Source organism: Binatus sp. (SeqCode) (genome assembly GCF_050013435.1).
Taxonomy (GTDB): domain Bacteria; phylum Desulfobacterota; class Binatia; order Binatales; family Binataceae; genus Binatus.
The window spans coordinates 1-3288 of sequence record NZ_JBEKFG010000141.1 but is presented as its reverse complement, the minus strand read 5'-3'; the positions used below and the strand labels follow the sequence as shown (position 1 = coordinate 3288).

The 3288-nt window shown below is 61.8% G+C and carries 3 protein-coding genes; all 3 read left to right on the top strand.

The window, feature by feature from the left end:
* Positions 1-959: acyl-CoA dehydrogenase family protein (locus tag ABSB13_RS16900; protein ID WP_428110515.1), on the top strand; the 959-nt coding region annotated here is incomplete at its 5' end.
* 42 nt (positions 960-1001) lie between these two features.
* Positions 1002-2189: an acyl-CoA dehydrogenase family protein gene (locus ABSB13_RS16895; RefSeq protein WP_428110513.1), complete on the top strand. Its 1188-nt coding sequence runs from the start codon at positions 1002-1004 to the stop codon at positions 2187-2189.
* Between the two features lie 174 nt (positions 2190-2363).
* Positions 2364-3101, top strand: coding sequence for an esterase/lipase family protein (locus tag ABSB13_RS16890; protein WP_428110512.1), 738 nt, complete (start codon positions 2364-2366; stop codon positions 3099-3101).
* The last annotated feature ends 187 nt before the right edge of the window (positions 3102-3288 follow it).

The window sequence follows — 3288 nt, the reverse complement described above, 5'->3', positions numbered from 1 at the left end:
CGATCGTCTATAACGAGGAACTCGCGCGGGCGGGTGTCGCGGCGCCGATGATCGGGATGGGCACCACCATGTTCGGGCCGACGCTGTTGCATTGGGGGACCGAGGAGCAGAAGCAGCGCTTCATCCCGCCGATAATGAAGGCCGAAGAAGTCTGGTGTCAGGGATATTCCGAGCCGGGTTCGGGCTCCGACCTAGCCTCGCTGCAGACGCGCGCGGTCGAGGACGGCGACTACTTCGTCGTCAACGGGCAGAAAGTGTGGACGACGATCGCGCAGTACGCCGACTGGATCTTCCTGCTGGTGCGCACCGATCCCGACGCGCCCAAGCATAAGGGAATCAGCTACCTGATGGTCGATATGCACAGTCCCGGGGTGACGGCGCGGCCGCTGGTGCAAATCACCGGCACCAGGGGTTTCAACGAGGTTTTTTTCGAAGACGTGCGAGTGCCGAAGAAAAACCTGGTCGGCGAGAAGAACCAGGGCTGGCAGGTGGCGATCACGACGCTGATGTTCGAGCGATCGGGCGGCGGCGGCGATCGCGGCATGCTCACCCAATGCGGCGAGCTGGTGGCGCTTGCGAAATCTCTGCCGCGCAACGGCGCATCGGCGTGGGATGACGCCAGCGTGCGACAGAAGATCGCGGAGTTCCACTGCGAGGCGATGGCACTGCGGTACACCGGTTATCGGCAGTTGACGCGCCGGCTGAAGGGAATGCCGCCGGGGCCGGAAGGATCGATGATGAAGCTGTGCGGCACGGAGTTGAACTTGCGCATTCAATTGTTCGCGATGGAGCTGCTCGGGCCGTACAGCCAGCTCGAGTTAAACGCGCCGTTCGCAGTTGATAAGGGCAAGTGGTCGTTCAGGATGCTGGCGGCGCGCGGCGGCACGATTGCGGCGGGCAGCAATCAGATACAACATAATATTATCGGTGAGCGGGTGCTCGGATTGCCCAAGGGCTGAGGCGCGCGCGAGCCGGGAATCAACGGAGAAGGCATTCAATCGATGGACTTCAACTATACGACGGAAGACCAGGCATTTCGCACCGAAGTGCGCGCGTGGCTCGAAGCGAACAAGAAATTCGCTCCGCCGCCGAGCAATATCATGGCCGACGAAGGCGAGGGCGACTGGGAGGCGCGCGTCAACTGGCACCGCAAGCTCAACGAGGGCGGCTGGGTGGCAGTCAACTGGCCCAAGGAATACGGCGGGCGCGGTGCAACCGTCATGCAGCGGCTGATCTATCGGGAAGAACTGAGCCGGCTCGGGCTCAACGAGCCGATGATCGGGATGGGAATCAACCTGATCGGTCCCACGCTGATACATTGGGGGACCGAGGAACAGAAGAAAAATCATATTCCGAAAATTCTCAAAGGCGAGGAAGTCTGGTGCCAGGGATACTCCGAGCCGGGCGCGGGCTCCGACCTCGCGTCGGTGCAGACGCGCGCAGTTGACGATGGTGACGACTTCGTCGTCAACGGGCAGAAGACCTGGACCTCGATTGCGCAGCACGCGGACATGATCTTCGCGCTGGTGCGCACCGATCCCGCCGCGCCCAAGCACAAGGGAATCAGCTACCTGCTGATCGATATGCACAGCCCCGGCGTAACGGTGCGTCCGCTGGTGCAGATGACGGGCGGCAAGGGCTTCAACGAAGTTTTCTTCGAGGATGTCCGCGTGCCGAAAAAGAATATCCTCGGCGAGCGCAACAACGGCTGGCAGGTCGCGATGACCACGCTGCTGTTCGAGCGCGGCGGCGGCGGCGGCGAAGGCGCGATGGGCGAGGTCTATGAGCTGGCGAGGCTCGCCAAGCGCATCCCGCGCAGCGGTAATGGCTCGACGGCGTGGGACGATTCCAGCGTGCGCCAGAAAGTTGCGGAGTTCGCCGCCGAGGCACAGGCGCTGCGATACACCGGCTATCGGCAACTGACGCGCCAGTTGAAGGGGCTGCCGCCGGGGCCGGAAGGCTCGATGATGAAACTGTGCGGCACGGAGCTTGCGCTCAAGATTGCGCTCTACGCGATGGAACTGCTGGGGCCGTACAGCCAGCTGGAATTCAACGCGCCGTTCGCGGTTGACAAGGGCAAGTGGTCGTTCAGGATGCTGGCGGCGCGCGGTCCGACGATTTACGCCGGGACGAATCAGATCCAGCACAACATTATCGGCGAGCGCGTACTGGGTCTGCCCAAAGGCTAGCGCAGAAGAAAATCGAAGAGCGTCTTCGCGAGCGTGATGCCGGCATCACGCTCGTTTTTTTTCATGTTGATAGTTCACACACATATTTCGTCGAACGACTTTACTGTTACGGCATTTCGTGGCAGTGTCGCGCGAACGCGGGTACCAAACGTCGAACACTGATTAGTAACCAGGATGCTGCTGCAACTATTCGCCTTCGCGTACTTCGACTTTCTGCAACAATTCGCTTCGCTGGTTCGCGACCCGGTCGGCTACGGTTTTGGAGTGCCGCCCGGCGACGGCCGTCCGATACTGCTGATCCCCGGATTCACCGCAGGCGATTGGTCGCTCGGCACGATGGCGCGATGGCTCGGGCGCGTCGGATATCGTCCGTATCTGTCGGGAATCGATCTCAACGTCGGGTGCCCGCGGCGCACGATGGAAGTGGTGGGATGGCGGGTGGAAAAGATTGCGCGCGAATCCGGCCAGCGCGTGACAATCATCGGGCATAGCCTGGGCGGCGTGCTGGGCCGCGCAATCGCCGCGGCAAACCCCGCAAACGTGCGCGAGGTGGTGGCGCTTGGCTCGCCGATTCGCGACGGATGGACGGGAGTGCACGATCAAGTCCGTCCCACGCTGCAGGCGATCCAGTCATTCTGGCAGACGTTTTCCGACGAGCCCAAGAGCTGTGGCACGGCCGAATGCTCATGCGCATTCGTCGCCGCCGCGCTCGCGCCGACTCCAGGAAGGAGTCGCTTCAGCGCCATCTACACGCGCCGCGACGAGGTCGTGCAATGGCGGTCGTGCGTCGACGATGCGGGATCCAATTTCGAAGTCTCGGGACTGCATGCGAGTTTGATAGTCAATCGCGAGGTTTACCGAATCCTCGGGTCGATCCTTGCAGAAGCCCCGGGTGAGAGCGCCGCCGCTTGAACCTTACCCGCCTGCCCATTCGCCGAGAAAGCTTGACGCGTATCCCCGGCGCGAGATTGTTGCTGGATCGGAAAATGGTAAAATCGCGCCATTGCTGATAACTGCGAGGAGCAGAGAATGATCAGGAACGCATTGGTCGCCATTGCTGCCGTCGTTTTCGTCGTCGGGTGCAATTCTTCGCCGTCAC